Origin of the sequence: Dyella sp. BiH032 (genome assembly GCF_031954525.1) — a bacterium.
In the GTDB taxonomy this organism is placed as follows: domain Bacteria; phylum Pseudomonadota; class Gammaproteobacteria; order Xanthomonadales; family Rhodanobacteraceae; genus Dyella_D.
In genome coordinates this window covers 3,508,313-3,525,387 of record NZ_CP134867.1, presented here as the reverse complement: position 1 = coordinate 3,525,387, position 17,075 = coordinate 3,508,313, and the positions used below count along the sequence as shown (strand labels likewise).

13 protein-coding genes and 1 tRNA gene are annotated in these 17,075 nt (G+C 67.7%); 11 read left to right on the top strand and 3 right to left on the bottom strand.

Annotated elements, in window-relative coordinates; all coding sequences use genetic code 11:
- The first annotated feature begins 118 nt into the window (after nucleotides 1-118).
- The gene (locus RKE25_RS15430; protein WP_311838980.1) at nucleotides 119-748 is read left to right on the top strand and encodes a glutathione S-transferase family protein; all 630 of its coding nucleotides are present in this window, start codon (nucleotides 119-121) and stop codon (nucleotides 746-748) included.
- A 43-nt stretch (nucleotides 749-791) separates the two neighbouring features.
- Here the strand turns inward: RKE25_RS15430 and mutS are convergent, their stop codons facing one another.
- The gene (mutS, locus tag RKE25_RS15425; protein WP_311838979.1) at nucleotides 792-3,362 is read right to left on the bottom strand and encodes a DNA mismatch repair protein MutS; all 2,571 of its coding nucleotides are present in this window, start codon (nucleotides 3,360-3,362) and stop codon (nucleotides 792-794) included.
- Between the two features lie 265 nt (nucleotides 3,363-3,627).
- Here mutS and RKE25_RS15420 point away from each other — a divergent pair, with 265 nt between their 5' ends.
- The 10 genes from RKE25_RS15420 to RKE25_RS15375 all read left to right on the top strand — a co-directional run bounded on the left by RKE25_RS15420 (nucleotide 3,628) and on the right by RKE25_RS15375 (nucleotide 14,475).
- Nucleotides 3,628-4,698, top strand: coding sequence for a DUF535 family protein (locus RKE25_RS15420; RefSeq protein WP_311838978.1), 1,071 nt, complete (start codon nucleotides 3,628-3,630; stop codon nucleotides 4,696-4,698).
- Nucleotides 4,695-5,237: a sigma-70 family RNA polymerase sigma factor gene (locus tag RKE25_RS15415; protein ID WP_311842406.1), complete on the top strand. Its 543-nt coding sequence runs from the start codon at nucleotides 4,695-4,697 to the stop codon at nucleotides 5,235-5,237. The genes RKE25_RS15420 and RKE25_RS15415 overlap by 4 nt, the downstream gene beginning before the upstream one ends.
- A complete protein-coding gene (locus tag RKE25_RS15410) occupies nucleotides 5,237-6,208 on the top strand; it encodes a FecR domain-containing protein (protein ID WP_311838977.1) in 972 nt (323 codons plus the stop codon). Before RKE25_RS15415 ends, RKE25_RS15410 begins: the two co-directional genes overlap by 1 nt.
- 118 nt (nucleotides 6,209-6,326) lie before the next feature.
- Nucleotides 6,327-8,720, top strand: coding sequence for a TonB-dependent receptor (locus RKE25_RS15405; protein WP_311838976.1), 2,394 nt, complete (start codon nucleotides 6,327-6,329; stop codon nucleotides 8,718-8,720).
- A gap of 126 nt (nucleotides 8,721-8,846) precedes the next feature.
- Nucleotides 8,847-9,356: a CinA family protein gene (locus RKE25_RS15400; protein WP_311838975.1), complete on the top strand. Its 510-nt coding sequence runs from the start codon at nucleotides 8,847-8,849 to the stop codon at nucleotides 9,354-9,356.
- Nucleotides 9,357-9,491: 135 nt separating this feature from the next.
- Nucleotides 9,492-10,526: a recombinase RecA gene (gene recA, locus RKE25_RS15395; protein WP_311838974.1), complete on the top strand. Its 1,035-nt coding sequence runs from the start codon at nucleotides 9,492-9,494 to the stop codon at nucleotides 10,524-10,526.
- A 113-nt stretch (nucleotides 10,527-10,639) separates the two neighbouring features.
- Nucleotides 10,640-11,134 (top strand): regulatory protein RecX, encoded by a 495-nt coding sequence (locus RKE25_RS15390; RefSeq protein ID WP_311838973.1) that lies wholly within the window; start codon nucleotides 10,640-10,642, stop codon nucleotides 11,132-11,134.
- A 76-nt stretch (nucleotides 11,135-11,210) separates the two neighbouring features.
- Complete coding sequence (gene alaS, locus RKE25_RS15385; protein WP_311838972.1) at nucleotides 11,211-13,847, top strand: alanine--tRNA ligase; 2,637 nt, start codon at nucleotides 11,211-11,213, stop codon at nucleotides 13,845-13,847.
- 260 nt (nucleotides 13,848-14,107) lie between these two features.
- Nucleotides 14,108-14,311 (top strand): carbon storage regulator CsrA, encoded by a 204-nt coding sequence (gene csrA / locus RKE25_RS15380; RefSeq protein WP_311838971.1) that lies wholly within the window; start codon nucleotides 14,108-14,110, stop codon nucleotides 14,309-14,311.
- A gap of 71 nt (nucleotides 14,312-14,382) precedes the next feature.
- Nucleotides 14,383-14,475 (top strand) — tRNA-Ser (locus tag RKE25_RS15375).
- A gap of 523 nt (nucleotides 14,476-14,998) precedes the next feature.
- Here RKE25_RS15375 and RKE25_RS15370 read toward each other — a convergent pair.
- Both RKE25_RS15370 and RKE25_RS15365 read right to left on the bottom strand, forming a co-directional pair.
- The gene (locus RKE25_RS15370; protein ID WP_311838970.1) at nucleotides 14,999-15,748 is read right to left on the bottom strand and encodes a hypothetical protein; all 750 of its coding nucleotides are present in this window, start codon (nucleotides 15,746-15,748) and stop codon (nucleotides 14,999-15,001) included.
- A gap of 361 nt (nucleotides 15,749-16,109) precedes the next feature.
- Complete coding sequence (locus RKE25_RS15365) at nucleotides 16,110-16,985, bottom strand: sigma-70 family RNA polymerase sigma factor (RefSeq protein ID WP_311838969.1); 876 nt, start codon at nucleotides 16,983-16,985, stop codon at nucleotides 16,110-16,112.
- Nucleotides 16,986-17,075: the final 90 nt, after the last annotated feature.

The following is a 17,075-nucleotide window of genomic DNA, read 5'->3' as shown; positions in this document are numbered from 1 at the left end:
GGTGAGTGGCGAGGCAACCAGCGTACTGCGGCGATTGAATATGTTCTTGAACATATGTAGCCGGCGCGGACACTGCGTCCCGTTCCCGGGCATGGCCCCTCACCAAGGAAACAGTGACATGAAGCTGTACTACGCAGAGACGATGAATCCGCGCAAAGTCTGCGCGGTGGCGAAGTACCTCGGTTCGCCGGTGGAATACGTCAGGGTGGATCTGAGCCGTGGCGAGCAGCGCGCGCCGGCCTTCCTGGCCGAGAACCCCAACGGCAAGGTCCCGGTGCTGGTCGACGGCGATACGCATCTGTGGGAAAGCACCGCCATCATGGCCCATCTCGCCGTCAAGGCCGGCTCCGACCTCTGGCCTGCCGACGCCGCGAGCCAGGTCGAGGTGCTGCGCTGGCTGTCGTGGGACATCGCGCATTTCTCACGGCACGGCGGTTCGCTGTACTTCGAGCACATGATCAAGCCGTACCTGGGCCTGGGCGAGCCGAATGCCGCGGCGGTGGAGGAGGCGACGAATTTCTTCCGCCGGTTCGCGGCCGTGCTGGATGCGCACCTGGAAGACCGCGACTACCTGGTCGGCGGCAAGCTCAGCATCGCAGACTTCGGCACTGGCGTGCTGCTGCCGTGGGCGAAAGAGGCGCGCCTGCCGATCGGGGAATTCCCCAACATCCAGCGCTGGCACGAGCGGATGATGGCGTTGCCCGCGTGGCGCGAGCCGTTCCCCGAACCGCTGCCGGTGGCCGCGTGAGTCATGTATCCGGTCGCGCCGCGCGGCGCGACCGGAGCCGTCGTCAGAGCAGTGCCTTGAGGCGGTAGAGCACGTCCAGCGCCTCGCGCGGCGTCAGCGCGTCCGGGTCGACGTCGGCCAGCGCGCGCTCGGCCGCGGAGGGTTCCTGCGGTGCGAACAGGCCCAGCTGCGGCGATGCATCGGGCTGCGGCTTGGCTGCGGAGGCGTGCTGGTGCATGCCGCGCTCCAGTTCCGCCAGCGTGCGCCGCGCATCGGCGATCACCGACTTGGGAAGGCCGGCCAGCGCGGCCACCTGCAGGCCGAAGCTCCGATTGGCCGGGCCTTCTTTCACCGCATGCATGAAGACCAGCTGGTCGCCGTACTCGACCGCGTCCAGGTGCACGTTGGCGATGGTCGGATATTCACCGGCCAGTTCGGTCAGCTCGAAGTAATGCGTCGCGAACAGCGTGTAGGCGCGGCTGCTCGCGGCCAGATGCACGGCGGCGGCGCGCGCCAGCGCAAGGCCGTCGTAAGTGCTGGTGCCGCGGCCCACCTCGTCCATCAGCACGAGGCTGGACCCGGTGGCGTTGTGCAGGATGTTGGCCGTCTCGCTCATCTCCACCATGAAGGTGGACTGGCCGCGCGACAGGTCGTCACCGGCACCGATGCGGGTGAAGATGCGGTCGATCGGCCCGATCGCGGCGCGGCTGGCCGGCACGTAGCTGCCGATGTGGGCGAGCAGCACGATCAGCGCGTTCTGCCGCATGTAGGTCGACTTGCCGCCCATGTTAGGGCCGGTGATCACCAGCATGCGTCGCGCATCGCCGAGCACCAGGTCGTTCGGCTCGAACGGCTCGGCGCGGACTTTCTCCACCACCGGATGACGGCCGCGCTCGATCAGGATGCCCGGCTCGTCGGTGAGCGTCGGCTCGCTCCAGTCGAGCGTGGCCGCGCGTTCGGCCAGCGTGGACAGCACATCGAGTTCGGCCATCGCAGCGGCGGCGGCCTTGAGCGGTTCCAGCCGTTCGGTGAGCGTATCCAGCAGCGCTTCGTACAGGGCGCGCTCGCGCATCAGCGAGCGTTCCTTGGCCGAGAGCACCTTGTCTTCGAAGGTCTTCAGTTCCTCGGTGATATAGCGCTCGGCGTTCTTGGTGGTCTGGCGGCGCGTGTAGTGCGTGGGCGCCTTGTCGGCCTGCGCCTTGCTGATCTCGATGTAGTAGCCGTGCACGCGGTTGTAGCCGACCTTCAGCGTCGCGATGCCGCTGACGGCTTTCTCGCGTTCTTCCAGCTCGACCAGGAACTGGTCGGCGTGCGTGGCCAGGCGGCGCAGTTCGTCCAGCTCGGCGTCGTAGCCGTCGGCGATCACGCCGCCGTCGCGTTGCAGCACCGGTGGCTGCGGCACGATCGCGGCCGCGAGCAGCGCCGCGTTCTCGTGGTGATCGCCGATGCGTTCGACCAGCGCGTGCAGCAGCGGGCTGTCCAGGGCGGCAATCTCGTCGCGCAGGACCGGCGCGGCGGCGAGGCCGTCGCGCAGGGTGGACAGATCGCGCGGCCGCGCCGAGCGCAGCGCCACGCGGGCCAGGATGCGTTCCAGGTCGCCGATGCCGCGCAGGCGTTCGCGCAGGCTCTCGTAGCGGCGGTTGTCGATCAGCGCGCCGATCGCCTGGTGGCGCCGGCGCAGCGGTTCGCGCGCGCGCAGGGGACGATTGAGCCAGCGGCGCAGCAGGCGTGCGCCCATCGGCGTCACGCTCTCGTCCAGCACGCCGAGCAGGGTGTGTTCGGTGCGGCCGCTCGGATGCGTGTCCAGCTCCAGGTTGCGGCGCGTGGCGGCGTCCATCGCGATCGTCTCGCTGGCGCTTTCCACCGCCATGCCGGAGAGATGCGGCAGCGCGCTCTTCTGCGTTTCTTCCACGTAGCCGAGCAGGCAGCCGGCAGCGGCGATCGCCAGCGGCAGGTTGTCCACGCCGAAGCCGCCAAGGTCGCGGGTGCCGAAGAAGCGATTGAGCTCGCGCCTGGCCGCATCGCCGTCGAAATGCCACGGCGGACGCCGGCGCAGGCCGGGCAGAGTGCTGACCAGCTTGGGCCAGGCCACCGCTTCGTCGACCAGCGTCTCGGCCGGCTGCAGTCGCGCCAGCTCGGCGGCCAGCGCTTCGGCGCTGGGCACTTCGCTGAGCAGGAAGCGGCCGCTGCCCAGGTCTACCCAGGCTAGGCCGTACGTGGCCTGCGGGCCGGCGGCAATGGCCAGCAGCAGGTTGTCGCGGCGTTCCTCCAGCAGCGCGGCGTCGGTCACCGTGCCCGGCGTAACGATGCGCACCACCTTGCGTTCGACGATGCCTTTGGCCAGCGCCGGGTCGCCGATCTGCTCGCAGATGGCTACCGACTCGCCCAGCCGCACGAGCTTGGCCAGGTAGTTCTCCACGGCGTGGTACGGCACGCCCGCCATGGGAATCGGCTGGCCGGCGGACTGGCCGCGCTGGGTGAGCGTGATGTCCAGCAATCGCGCGGCCTTGCGCGCGTCGTCGTAGAACAGCTCGTAGAAATCGCCCATGCGGAAGAACAGCAGCACCTCGGGATGTTCGGCCTTGGCCGAGAGGTACTGGCGCATGAGCGGAGTGTGTTCGAGATGGGCGTCCATCGGTATCCGTGCGTTCCGGGCGCTCCGCCGGCATGGGCATGCCGCGCCGTCCCTCACGGCCGCGGCGCGGCAGCGACGGAGACGGCTCCGCGCGGCGGGAGCGAAAGGGTCGAAGCATACGGCCTCGGGCAGCGGCGCACGAGGGGAAGCGCGCAAGTCGCTGAAGCGACAGGCCTGGCGGCAGGGCATCGGCCCGCGACGGGCCATTTCAAAAAACGTGGGCGAGTTCGTCCTCCGGGAGCCCTGACTGACTCGAGTCCCCCGCTTGAACACCTCTTCCCCATCCCCGGCCGGCATGACCCTGGACGTCGCCCTTGGCCTGAAACGCCGCGACGCCGGCCTGCCGCGGCCAAACGTCGCGCGGCCGGGCGGCTGGATCGCTTCGCTGCGGCATCGCCAGGACTGGCCGGCATCGCAGCCGGCGCGCTTCATCGAGGCGGCGAAGTACCTCGTGCGAGCCCTGTGCCTGCCAAGGAGGCATGCGCGGTACCTGCGCTTCGTGCAAGGCCACGCGCCCATGCGGGCCTTTCGCCGCCGCGATCCCCGCCTGCTCGAGCGTCACCTGCACCGCTTCGTGAACGCGCGCTGGAAGCGGCGCGACCGGCTGCGCGCGCTGCTCGCGCACTATCAATTCGCTACCTCCGCCTTGCCGACGCCGCTGTTCGATGCGGTCTACGTCGAAGGCGGCGTGCCTCTTGGCCTGCTGGTGCTGAAGGACGGCCGCGAACTGATCCTCAGCCTGCGACCGCCACTCGACAAAGGCTGCGAGGGCGAACTGGGCATACAGCTCGAGGGCATGGACGGCCGGACGTTGTATCGCATCGTGTTCACCGTGATTGACGATGGCCGGACGCTGGCGATCGGCTGTCTGCAGGGGCCGGGCGGACCCGACGCGCGCGAAGCCGTGCGGGAACTCACGCGCCAGATGCATGGCCTGCGGCCGAAGCAGCTCATGCTGGCGCTGGCCTGCGCGTTTGCGCGTCATTTCGGTATCGCCCAGGTGCTGGGCATCGCCAACGCGGCCCATCCGCTGAGCCGGCGCCGCGCGGGGATTTTCCAGGCGGACTACGACGCTTTCTGGCTGGAGCAGCAGGGCGTGGCCGAGGCTGACACCGGCTGGTTCGTGCTGCCCGCCGATCCGCCGCGCAAAGCCGAGGCGGACGTGCCGAGTCATCACCGTTCCGCGTTCCGGCGGCGCGAAGGCCTGCGAGCGGCCGCCGAAGCCGTGCTGGTCCGCGCACTGTGCCGATCCGCGCCTCGTGCCGATAACGCGACGGAGATGGCGGCGCACTTCGCTTCCACCTATGCCTCGCAGGAGCACGCTTGGATACCGTGAATCCCCAGTCCGGCGAGCCCGGATCCCGCACGGCGGCGCACGTCGCGCGCCTGGAAGCGCTGTGCCGCGAGCACCACCGGGCGCTGGTCGCCTTCCTGCAATGCCGGCTGCAATCGCCATCCGATGCGCAGGAGATCGCCCAGGAAGCCTATGTGCGGATGCTGACGCTGGAACGTCCCGATGACGTCGGTGACCTGCGCGCGTATCTCTTCCGCACCGCGTCCAACCTGGCGATGGACCGGCTGCGCTTGCGCAGTGTCCATGCCAGGGCGGTGGACGAAGTCGCGGTCCGGGAGCCGCTGGCGGCGCCCGCGCCGGAGCGCCGGGCCATGGCGCTCGAACGGCTGATCGGACTGCGGCAGGCCTTGGGCGAACTGCCGCCCAAGACCCGCGAGGCCTTCATGGCGCACATGGTCGAAGGCCTGGATTTCAGCGTGGTGGCGCGCGCGATGAAGCTGAGCGAGCGCATGGTGCGCTACCACGTGACGCGGGCGCTGGCGCACTGCCGCGCGCGCGTCGACCAGATGGAGGAACGGTGATGCCCGGCATCCACCCGAATGACGAAGCACGGCTGCGCGATGCTGCCGAATGGCGCTTGCGCTTGCGCGGCCCGGAGGTCTCCGACACCACGCTGCGCCAATGGATCGACTGGTCCTCGCAGGAAGAAAACCTCGCCGCGTTCGAGCGCATCAATGCGCTCGGCGACGAGGTGGAGCGCCTGGATGAGGCATCCAGAGGGTTTCTCCTGCATCCCTTCCGGTCCCGGCGAACGTCGCGGACCTGGCTGCCGCTGGCGCTGGCGGCCGGACTCGCCGCGGTCGTAGCGGGCGGCTACCTGGCGTGGACGCTCGTGGCCGCGACGGTGTCGCGCGGCTACGCCAGCGCACTGGGGCGGCAGGAAGACTTGCGCCTGCCCGACGGCACGCGCGTGGCGCTCGGCGGCGCGTCGCGGCTGGAGGCGCGCTTCGACGGGGAACTGCGCCGCGTCGATCTGCGGGACGGGGAGGCGTTCTTCCAGGTTGCGCCCGACGACACGCCTTTCGAGGTAAGCGCGGGCCCGGTGCGCATCCGTGACGTGGGCACAGCGTTCGACGTGCGGCAGGGCGGCGGCCGGGTGACCATCGACGTTGCCGAAGGCAAGGTGCTGGTCACTGCTCCCGGTGCGGTCGGCATACGTGAAGCCACGGCCGGGCAGCGCATCGTGTACATGCCGAACGCGGGGCTCACCGTGGCGCAGATCGATCCAGCGCGGACCGCCGCCTGGCGTCACGATCGCCTCGAGTTCGACAACGAGCCGCTGGCCGTGGTGGTCGCCAGCCTCAATCGGTACAGCGCGCGCCCCGTACGCATCGCGGATGCCGGGCTGGCCTCGCTAGCCTTTACCGGCACGATCCGCACAGACGCGATCGACCGCTGGCTGGAAGCCTTGCCCCAGGTTCTGCCGTTGCGCGTGGACATGCGTTCGAACGAGGTGGTGTTGAGCCGTCCTGCGGCTGGCGCGTGGCAATGAGGAGCAAGCTTCGCGCAAGCCGGCCTGGTCCTTTCAAACGGTTCGCTTGAGGCGGGCCTCCAAGAGCTCACCTTGCCATGCCACACTCGCCGTTTTCGCCTGGGGCATGGCGCGGGACATGGGGCGGTTCGGATGGCTGTTCGCTTGCGGCTGCATGGCGGTGTCGCCATGGACGCGCGCGGCCGCCGCGGCGAGCAGCGAGAGCGCTACCCCGGCATCCGTCTCTTTCGCCATTCCGTCGCAACCGCTCGCCTCCGCGCTGATCGCCTACGGCGGACAAGCGAACCTGCAGGTGCTGGTATCCGGCGACCTGGCTGCATCGCTGCGTTCCGAGGCGGTGCAGGGCCGGCTCGCGCCGGAGGAAGCGCTGGCCCAGCTGCTGCACGGCACGCCGCTGACCTACCGCTTCATAGGGGCCACCACCGTGGTGATCAGGCCACGCGCCATTCCCGCCGATGGATGGCACGAGGTGCCGCCGGTGCCGGTCACGGAACTCGCGCCGGTGCGTGCCCTCGGCCTGTTCGCCAATGGCTATCGCGCCGAATACGCCAGCGGCTCGGCACGCCTGGACGCCGACCCGGCCGATTTGCCGCAGTCGGTGGGCGTGGTAACGCGGGACCTGATGGATGCGCGCCAGGACCGCAACGTGCCCGATGCGCTGCGCACGCTTGCGGGCGTGCAATATCTCGACACCGAAATCGGATTGCCGGAATTCCGCATCCGTGGGTTCCGTGCCGGCAACGGCACGACCGACGGCATGCCCAACGCTGTGGTCGGTGTGGGCGACCTGCCGCCGCTGGTCGCCGTGGATCGCATCGAAGTGCCGCGCGGACCGCAGTCCATCCTGGGCGACGTATCCACCAACAACAATTTCGGCGGGCTGGTCGGCCTGGTGATGAAAAAGCCGCAGGCAACGCCCGTGCATCAGCTGTCCTGGGCGTTGGGAAGTCATGGCGACACCCAGCTCGACGGCGATTTCGCAGGCCGGCTCGATCATGGTGGGCGCTGGCTCTATCGCCTGGTGCTTTCAGCCGACCGCACCGATCGTACGCCGCAGGGCTACGTGGGACGGCGCACCAATTACGTCGCGCCGTCAGTGGGCTGGAATGGGGCGGACACGCAGTGGATCGTCGGCATGTCGCGCATGGTCAACCGCTTCCCGATCCCGGACTACGTGACCTGGCTGGATGGCACGCCCGCGTCGGCCACGCCGGCCGGATTGTTGCTGGGCCATCCGCAGGACCATTCGGAGTTCCGCACGACCCGCTACTACTACCTGTGGGAACACGCCTTCGACGACGTCTGGTCGCTGCGCAGCCGCGCGCAGTACGTGCATGAGAGCAACCTGCAGCAGGCGTGGCTGGTCGACTTCCCGTCTTCCGACGGCCCGGCGACCGCCATCGCCGACAAATACCGCTACACGGATGCGTTCTACACGCTGCAGAACGAGCTCGTGGCGAGCTTCGCGCTGGGGGCGACGCACCACAACGTGATGGCCGGTTTCGATTATTCGCGCGCTCGCGTGGGGCGTTTCGAGGACGAGCAGGCCGTCCTCGGCGATGGCAGCATCGACTTGCTTGGCGGCGAACGCTTGCCGCCGGTCAATTCCCTGGTGCTCGGCCAGGGCATGGCGCTGTTCGACTCCAGCGCGTTCTCGGGCGATCCGTGGGTGACCGACAGCGGCCTGTTCCTGCAGGACCACATGCAGCTGGGCGAACGATGGAATGCACTCGTGGCGCTGCGCCGTTCCGCCTACGTCCTCTCCACCCAGCATCGCGACGGCTCGCCGTGGGAGCGGCGCAAGGCGCAGTGGGTGCCTAATCTGGGCGTGGTCTACAAGCCAGTGCCCGGCGTGGCGCTCTACGCGAGCCTGTCCCATGGCTTCCAGCCCGATGCGGTGCTCGGCCGCAATGGCAAACCGTTGCTGCCGGTACTGTCGCGGCAGCTCGAAGCCGGCGCCAAGTTCGACCTGGCCAGGCAGCGCGCGCGGCTGACCGTGTCCTGGTACCGGATCACGCTCGATCGCAGCACGGACCTGTTCTCGCCCAAGCCGCCGTACTTTGGCTATCGCGGCCCAGGCCAGACCAACCAGGGCGTGGAGACGGAACTCAACGGCCGGCTGGCGCCGGGACTGGATGTCAGCGCGAGCTACACGTACGCGCTGGTGCACAAGCACGACGGCTCGCCGATCACCGGCGCGCCGCGGCATCGTGGGGCCGCCTGGGCGTCCTACCGCTTCGATCCCAAGGCCGCGGCGGGCTGGGGCGTGGGTGCGGGACTGCAGGCTCGTAGCCGTGCAACCGGGTTGCTAAGCGACGGCCAGACCCTTTTCTCCAATCCGGGGCAATACAGCCTGGATGCGAACCTCTTCTATCGCGCGCCTCGCTGGAGCTTGACGCTGGGCGTGCGCAATCTGCTCGGGCGGCGCCTGCGCGCCGAGGACTTCGACGACAGCTTCGTACCGTTGATCGAGCGACGCAGCGTCTTGCTCAGCGGCAGCTACGCGTTCTAGCGTCCATGCGTCCCGCACGGGACAGGAGGGCGGGGCGTCAAGTCTTGGCCCCCGGGCCTTAAAGGCGTAGAAGGGTCCGCTTCGCATTCCTTGTGCGCAGCGTGCCGTTTCACTGTGGAGTTGTTCATGACCCCGACGTCCATCCCCACCGACGCCGATCTCGCGGCGCTGGCCCGCGAAGTCGCCGATGCCACCCTGGCGGCCAAGCTCATGCTGGTGACGGCCGAATCCTGTACGGGCGGGTGGATCGCCAAGACGCTCACCGATCTGCCCGGCAGTTCGGCCTGGTTCGATGCGGGCGTGGTCACCTACAGCTACGAGGCGAAGGAGGCGTTGCTGGGCGTCAATCCCCGCACGCTGGAGCGCACCGGCGCGGTCAGCGAAGAAACCGTACTGGAAATGGTCTCCGGCGCGCTGGCCCGCTTCGGAGCGGGCGTCGCGGTGGCGGTCACCGGCATCGCCGGGCCCAGCGGCGGCACGCCGGAGAAGCCCGTCGGCACGGTATGGATCGGCTGGAAGCGGCGAGGCGGCTATGCCCACGGCCGGTTGTTCCACTTCGACGGTGATCGTGAGGCGATTCGTCGCCAGACCGTGGCCGCCGCCCTCGTCGGCGTACGCAAGGCGCTGACGGATTGACGATCCCTGCGCCTACACGGACCGGCTTGACCGGTATGGGATACTGGTCCTTCGCGTGATCGCAGCCCGTGAGACGAGGCCGGCGCATCATGCCCTGCACCTGACAGCCACCCACACCATTCGGGACACAAGACGATGGATGACAACAAGCGCAAGGCGCTCGCCTCGGCCCTCGGCCAGATCGAAAAGCAGTTCGGCAAAGGCGCGGTCATGCGCATGGGCGACCGCACGGACGACGCCATCGACACCGTGTCCACCGGTTCGCTGGGCCTGGACATCGCGCTCGGCGTGGGCGGCCTGCCGCGCGGCCGCGTGGTCGAGATCTACGGCCCGGAATCCTCGGGCAAGACCACCCTGACCCTGCAGGTGATCGCCAACTGCCAGAAGAACGGCGGCACCGCGGCTTTCGTCGACGCCGAGCACGCGCTGGACCCGACCTACGCCGCCAAGCTGGGCGTGAACGTGGACGACCTGCTGGTCTCCCAGCCCGACACCGGCGAGCAGGCGCTGGAAATCGCCGACATGCTGGTGCGCTCCGGTGCGGTGGACGTGGTGGTGGTCGACTCGGTCGCCGCGCTGACCCCGAAGGCGGAAATCGAAGGCGAGATGGGCGACTCCCACGTCGGCCTGCACGCCCGCCTGATGAGCCAGGCGCTGCGCAAGCTCACCGCCAATATCAAGAAGTCCAACTGCCTGGTCATCTTCATCAACCAGATCCGTATGAAGATCGGCGTGATGTTCGGCAACCCCGAGACCACCACCGGCGGCAACGCGCTGAAGTTCTACGCCTCGGTGCGCCTGGACATCCGCCGCATCGGCGCGGTGAAGAAGGGCGAGGAAGTGATCGGCTCGGAGACCCGCGTCAAGGTGGTCAAGAACAAGGTCGCCCCGCCGTTCCGCCAGGCCGAGTTCGAGATCCTGTACGGCGAGGGCAGCTCGCGCGAAGGCGAGATCATCGAGCTGGGCGTGGCGCAGAACCTGATCGACAAGTCCGGCGCCTGGTACAGCTACAAGGGTGACCGCATCGGCCAGGGCAAGGAGAACGTGCGCCAGTTCCTGCGCGACAACCCGGCCATCGCCAACGAGATCGACCAGGAACTGCGTGCGCGCCTGCTGGTGGGCGGCGGCAAAGCCGCGGCGGCCTCCGAAGAAGTGCTCGAAGAAGCCTGAAGCCCGCAAGGGCGCCAGGGCCGGGCGGGAAAACCGTCCGGCCGGCCGGGAGGTAGCCGCGGAAGCGTTCCCTCACAGCTTCCACGAGGCCCGGCACCGAACGGCCCGTCCGCATGAGCCGTAAAGACGACAACAGCGACAAGCCCCGGCGCAGCGCCTACGACAAGGCGCTGGGCCTGCTCGCGCGCCGCGAGCACTCCCGCCGGGAACTGGGCCAGAAGCTGCGCCAGGGTGGCTACGGCGGCGAGGAGGCCGGGGATGCACTCGACCGGCTGGGTGCGCAGCACTACCAGGACGACGATCGCTTCGGCGAGGTACTGGTGCGCAGCCGCGCCGCCCAGGGCTACGGACCGGTGCGCCTGCGCGCCGAGCTCAAGAGCCACGGCTTGCCCGATGCGCGCATCCGGCAGCTGCTGGAGGAGGCTGGCGTGGATTGGGCCGAATCCGCCGCCGCCCAGCTGCGGCGCCGCTATGGCGCCAAGGCCCCGGCCGATCCGGCCGAAAAGGCCCGCCGGGCGCAATTTCTCTTGCGCCGAGGCTTTCCGGCCGCCACAGTAAGAGGTCTTACCCACGCCGAAGTGGACGAGCTGGCCGACGAAAGCGACTGATCGCCCGGCTCCGTCGCGGCGTGATCTGCAGCCATCGGCGCCCCATCCCAACGATCTGCTCGACGACCCGCACGCCATGAAGACGGCCGACATCCGCTCCACCTTCCTCGAATTCTTCCGCTCCAAGAACCACACCATCGTGCCGTCCAGCTCGCTGGTGCCGGCCAGCGACCCGACCCTGCTGTTCACCAACTCGGGCATGGTCCAGTTCAAGAACGTGTTCCTGGGCAGCGAGAAGCTGCCGTACGTGCGCGCGGCCGACGTGCAGCGCTGCCTGCGTGCCGGCGGCAAGCACAACGACCTGGACTCGGTGGGCTATACCGCGCGCCACCACACCTTCTTCGAGATGCTGGGCAACTGGTCGTTCGGCGACTACTTCAAGCGCGACGCCATCCGCTACGCGTGGGAATTGCTCACCGGCGTGTTCAAGCTGCCTGCCGAGAAACTCTGGGTCACGGTCTACCACACGGACGACGAGGCCTACGGCATCTGGAACCAGCAAGTGGGCGTGCCGCCGGAGCGCATCGTGCGCATCGGCGACAATAAGGGCGCGCCGTTCGCGTCGGACAATTTCTGGCAGATGGCCGACACCGGTCCGTGCGGCCCCTGCACCGAGATCTTCTATGACCACGGTCCGGACGTGGCGGGCGGGCCGCCGGGCTCGCCGGACGAGGACGGCGATCGCTACATCGAGATCTGGAACCTGGTGTTCATGCAGTTCGACCGCGCGCCGGACGGCACGCTGTCGCCCTTGCCGGCGCCGTGCGTCGACACCGGCATGGGCCTGGAACGCCTGGCCGCCGTGCTGCAGCACGTGCACTCCAACTACGAGATCGACCTGTTCCAGCACCTGATCAAGGTGGCGTCGCAGCTCACCGGCACGCCGGACCTGGCCAACAAGTCGCTGCGCGTGATCGCCGACCACATCCGCGCCTGTTCCTTCCTGATCGTGGACGGCGTGCTGCCGTCGAACGAGGGTCGCGGCTACGTGCTTCGCCGCATCATCCGCCGCGCACTGCGCCATGGCTGGATGCTGGGGGTACGCGGCGACTTCTTCTGGAAGATGGTGCAGCCGCTGGTGGAAGAAATGGGCGGCGCTTATCCCGAGCTGGCGGCCAAGCAGTCCTTCGTCGAGGATGCGCTGCGCACCGAAGAACAGCGCTTCGGGGAAACGCTCGAGCACGGCATGCGCGTATTCGACGAGGTCGCGGGCAAGTCCGGCAGCATCATTCCCGGTGCGGACGCCTTCCGCCTCTACGACACCTACGGTTTCCCGGTCGACCTGACCGCCGACATCGCGCGCGAGCGCGGCCTGTCGGTGGATATGGAAGGCTTCGAGACGGCGATGGCGCAGCAGCGCGAGCGTGCCCGCGCCGCGAGCCGCTTCGAGGCCAAGGGCCAGATGCCTGCCGAGCTGGCGAGCCAGCTCAAGCCCACCGACTTCCTTGGCTACGAGGCCATTTCGGCCAAGGGCTGCAAGGTGGTGGGCATCGTGCGTGGCGGCAAGCAGATCGAGCAGTTGGCGGACAGCGAGGAAGGCCTGGTGATCCTGGACCGCACGCCGTTCTATGCGGAATCCGGCGGCCAGGTCGGCGATACCGGCACGCTCGTCCATGGCGGGGGACGTTTCGAGGTGGCCGATACGCTGAAGATGGGCGGCGTGTTCTTCGGCCATGCCGGTCGCTGGCAGGGCGCGCAGCCGCTGCGCGTTGGCGATGCGGTCGATGCGCTGGTCGATGGCGCGCGTCGCCAGGCCATCGTGCTCAATCACTCGGCCACGCACCTGCTGCATGCCGCGCTGCGCAAGGTGCTCGGCGAGCATGTCACGCAGAAGGGCTCGCTGGTGGCGCCGGAACGGCTGCGTTTCGACTTCGCCCACTTCAAGCCGGTGACGCGCGAAGAGCTCGCGCGCATCGAAGACTTAGTGAACGCTGAGGTGCGCCGCAATGCGGCAGCCGAAGTGCATCACATGGGCTACAACCAGGCTCTCGAGTTCGGCGCGATGGCGCTGTTCGGCGAGAAGTACGGCGACGAAGTGCGCGTGCTGAAGATGGGCGACTTCTCGACCGAACTCTGTGGCGGCACGCACGTCGGCCGCACCGGTGACATCGGTCTGTTCAAGATCGTCAGCGAAGCGGGCGTCGCTTCCGGCGTCCGCCGCATCGAGGCGGTGACCGGGGCCGGCGCACTCGCTTACGTGGCGGACGAGGAGCGCCGGTTCGCGGAGCTTTCCCAGCTGCTGTCGACCAGCGGTGAAGACACGGTGGAGAAGCTGCGCCAGCTGCTGGACAAGCAGAAGAAGCTCGAGCGCGAGCTGGAGTCGCTGCGCGCCAAGGCGGCTGGCTCGGCCACGGCGGACCTGGCCTCTTCGGCGCACGATATCGGCGGAGTGAAGGTCATTGCGGCGCGGCTCGAAGGCCTGGATGCGAAGGCGCTGCGCGACAGCATCGACCAGCTCAAGCAGCAGCTCGCCGACTGCGTGGTGTTGCTCGCGGGCGCATCGGACGGGCGCGTATCGCTGGTGGCCGGCGTGCATGGAAAGGCGCTGGGCCGCATCAAGGCGGGCGACGTCGTGGCGCACGTGGCCAGCCAGATCGACGGCAAGGGCGGCGGCCGTCCCGACATGGCGCAGGGCGGTGGTTCCGACAGCTCTACGTTACCTTCGCTGCTTGCCGCTCTGCCGGCCTGGATTGGCGAGCGACTCGTTGGATAAAACGCAGGTGAATAGACCACATGCCATAGGCCGCGCGCATTGCACAGCGCGCGCGCGCTCGGCTAGTATCGGACGAATGTCGGCTACGCTCATTGCGGTGTCGCCGGTCGGCGGGATGCTCCTGAGCCTCCCGCTGTCGTGCCGGGGAAGGCGGTAGGGCCTTCGATGGACAGTTCGTCGAAATTCAGATGGTGTAGCTCAGGGGTGAGGTTTCATCATCTGCTGGCCTGTGACCACATAGCTTTCATGGAGTGGCAAACATGTTGATTCTGACCCGCAGGGTCGGTGAAACCCTGATGATCGGCGACGAGGTGACCGTCACCGTTCTGGGCGTGAAGGGCAATCAGGTGCGTATCGGCATCAATGCGCCCAAGAACGTAGCCGTACATCGCGAAGAGATCTATCAGCGGATCCAGAACGAGCACAAGCCGGAAGGCGGCTCCAACGGCTCGGACGACCACTGATTCACCCAAAGCTTTACGAAAGACTCATCGACCGGTATCCTTGCCGGCTCCGCAGAAATGCGGGCAAAAACGGAGAGATGCCCGAGAGGCCGAAGGGGCTCCCCTGCTAAGGGAGTATAGGGTCAAAAGCCTTATCGAGGGTTCGAATCCCTCTCTCTCCGCCAGATACGCAAAGCGCCCCGAGAGGGGCGTTTTGCGTATCTGGCGGAGAGAGAGGATCAAGAGAACCGGCCACTCGGTGCAACGCGCCGAGTGGCCGGTTCGACAAATTTGTCAGGAACAAATTTGGACAGCCGCAGGCTGGCCCCGTAGCGCGTAGCGCGGAGGGGTGGCCCATGGATAGGCCTCACAATCCCCACCCTGCACGGCGAAGCGCACCTTCATCGAAGCCCAATGCAAAGCGCCCCGAGAGCGGCGCTTTGCGTATCTGGCGAAGAGAGGACCAATAGAACCAGCCACTCGGCGTAACGCGCCGAGCAGCTGGTTCGACAAATTTGTCAGGAACAAATTTGGACAGCCGCAGGCTGGCCCCGTAGCGCGTAGCGCGGAGGGGTGAGGCCCATGGATGGACCTCACAATCCCCACCCTGCACGGCGAAGCGCGCCCTTCATCGAAGCCCGTGCAAAGCGCCCAGCAAAACGCTCCTGAGCAAACGTTTTCTTGCGGCGCGCAGCAGAGGCGTCCATATCATTCGCAGTCGTAGCCCGCCTCCGCAGCGGCGTCCGGCTCATCCCGGGCAAGTACCTTGACGGCGTTCGCTTCCTTCGAAGCTCCTTGCGCCGTCGCTTCGCTACGCAACCATCGGCCGAGGAAATCCAGTACGCGCTTTTCGTACTCCGCCCCAGCGAAGCGGTGCAGATCCACGTGCGTGGCTCGCGGCACGATCCACAGCGATGTGGGCGCGGCGGCCCGCCGGTACATGGCTAGCGATTCCTCCAGCCGCGTGTGGTGGTCGCAGGCGCCGGCTATCAGCAACTTGGGTGTCGTCAGCTCACCCAGGTGATCGATGGGCCGCAATAGCGCCGGAGACAGGCCGAGATGTGGCTGCAAGGTCTCTAGCAATGGCCAGGTCAGCCAGCGTCCCGCTATGCCGGCATGCCACTCCAGGCGGTCGCGCAGGGCTTGATCGATGCTCGGATAGACCTGCTCCAGCACCATCGCGTCCACATGGATGGACGCGCCGGCAAGCAACGTCGCCGCGCCACCCATCGATGTGCCGATGATGCCGATGGATTCGCCCGGCGCGAGATGGCGCAACTCGCGCACCGAGGCTGTCGCGTCGAGCGCCTCGCGGTAGCCGAACGTGATCGCGTCTCCCGGGCTTTCGCCGGACGCCTGGAAATCGACCAATAGAACCGTGTAGCCGGCGCGATGTAGAAAGCGTGCGCGCGCCACCATGCTGAGGCGCGATGCGCGCACCCCATGGAGTAGCAGCACAGCGCTTCTTCCCGGTTGTCCTGGTACGAACCAGCCGTGCAGGGGCAAGCCGGTATCGCTGGGGAAGGTGACCTCGCGGGCAGGAAGGTCCGTCGGTGGCGCACCTACGGCGCGTCTGGCCGGGTGAATAAGCAAGCTGCCCGCGATCCAGATCCCGACGGCGGCAAGCCAGGCCAAACCCGTCAAGCCCAAGACCACATGTCGCATCCATAAGCCAGAACGCATGGCTCTCTCCATCGTCGTTCAGAACGCACCAGAGAAGCCTGGGAGCGAGCGATGGATGGGGCCGGGCCGTCCGCGGGCATGCCAGGGCGAATGCGAGCCCGTGGCCAGACCGGCTGCCGTTCATCCCGGGCAGCCGTCAGGCGAGCCTGTCCACGTCGGGAAGCCGCGTCCAATCGGCGGTATCGGTGACGTAGGGAACGAACAGGAAATCGCGGATGGCGGCGATCCGTTCCTCATGCCATTCGAGCAGGACGAAATGCGCAGGCCGTTCCATCGAGCCCGTCTGGTCGAACACCAGCATGGCGGGCCGGCCTTCGATCGCGCCGAAGACGAAGCGCCATTTCGTCTCTTCGGCGTAGCGTGAGAAATAGCGCCCGATGCTTTCGCGGCCCTCGAGCCTGAGCCGGTTCACCAGATCGAGCTTCACGTCCTCGGCAAGCAAGGCGCGAATCGCGTCGAAGTCGCCGCTCTGGAACAGCCGAACATAGTTGCCCAATTTCCGCCGCTCGGCGTCCGGCATGAGCGGCATGTGCATGTCGTCGTGCTGTCCCGCCAGCCGGCGCAGCGCGGCGCGTCCTCGCTGCAATGCCGACTTCGCCGCCGCGGGCGTACAGCCGGCGATGGCGGCGATTTCCTCGATCGTGTGTTCCAGGACGTCCTTGAGGATCACCGCGCAGCGCTGCAATTCGGGCAGCTGCAGGAAACGCTGAAAGCCGACCGTAACGATGTCCGTATCGGGGCCCGGAGTGTCTTCCATGTCGTCGGTAAGCGGAACGACGTGACTCCGCGAGCGTCGGCGCAGGAAATCCAGGCTTGTATGATGGGCGATGCGCAGCAGCCAGCCTTCGAGGTGGTCCACGACCGTGCCTTCGGCCCGCGCATGCAGCGCCTTGATCAGGGTGTCCTGCAGCACGTCTTCGCCGTCCACGGTCGAACCGGTCATGCGGGCGCAGTAGCGATGAAGCCATGGCCGGAGCTCGCGCAGGCGCTCCTCGAAGTCATCGGCATGCATCGGGCGCCTCCTTCGTTGCATTCGGTGCATTCATCGTGCCGGTCTGTTCGTGTCGGAGCGATGGCCGCGCTTCAAGCGCGGCCATCGTCC

Coding starts and splice junctions, on each gene's coding strand:
- RKE25_RS15430 (WP_311838980.1), top strand. CDS start 119: ATGAAGCTGTACTACGCAGAGACGATGAATCCGCGCAAAGTCTGCGCG.
- mutS (WP_311838979.1), bottom strand. CDS start 3,362: ATGGACGCCCATCTCGAACACACTCCGCTCATGCGCCAGTACCTCTCG.
- RKE25_RS15410 (WP_311838977.1), top strand. CDS start 5,237: ATGCCCGGCATCCACCCGAATGACGAAGCACGGCTGCGCGATGCTGCC.
- RKE25_RS15405 (WP_311838976.1), top strand. CDS start 6,327: ATGGGGCGGTTCGGATGGCTGTTCGCTTGCGGCTGCATGGCGGTGTCG.
- RKE25_RS15400 (WP_311838975.1), top strand. CDS start 8,847: ATGACCCCGACGTCCATCCCCACCGACGCCGATCTCGCGGCGCTGGCC.
- recA (WP_311838974.1), top strand. CDS start 9,492: ATGGATGACAACAAGCGCAAGGCGCTCGCCTCGGCCCTCGGCCAGATC.
- RKE25_RS15390 (WP_311838973.1), top strand. CDS start 10,640: ATGAGCCGTAAAGACGACAACAGCGACAAGCCCCGGCGCAGCGCCTAC.
- alaS (WP_311838972.1), top strand. CDS start 11,211: ATGAAGACGGCCGACATCCGCTCCACCTTCCTCGAATTCTTCCGCTCC.
- csrA (WP_311838971.1), top strand. CDS start 14,108: ATGTTGATTCTGACCCGCAGGGTCGGTGAAACCCTGATGATCGGCGAC.
- RKE25_RS15365 (WP_311838969.1), bottom strand. CDS start 16,985: ATGCATGCCGATGACTTCGAGGAGCGCCTGCGCGAGCTCCGGCCATGG.